This window comes from Photobacterium sp. R1 (assembly GCF_054600795.1).
Genome location: NZ_BAAHZP010000774.1, coordinates 1 through 251, shown reverse-complemented (window position 1 = coordinate 251; position 251 = coordinate 1). Strand labels below are relative to the sequence as shown.

Below are 251 nucleotides of genomic sequence, written 5' to 3'. Positions count from 1 at the left end.
GTCGCTGGAGAGCCTGTTACGCACTTTGACCCGTGAACTGTCTGAGCTGACCCCTGAGCTGAATAAGGAACTGAAACTGGTGCTCAGCAAAATTGAAGCAGGCCAGGAACGTGCCTCGGCATTCAGCGAAGTGGCCAGTGTGAATGATTCCACGGGCATGCAGGATTTATTAACCATGCTGGCACAGGTCTCTGAAACCGGGGGCAATATGTCGGCTTCGCTGAATCAGTTGTCTCAGTTGCTGCAGGACA

General features: G+C 53.0%; 1 protein-coding gene. It reads left to right on the top strand.

The annotated features are described in order from the left end of the window. On the top strand, window positions 1–251 hold a 251-nt coding region (locus ACYP03_RS27175), incomplete at both ends, for a type II secretion system F family protein (RefSeq protein WP_459782829.1).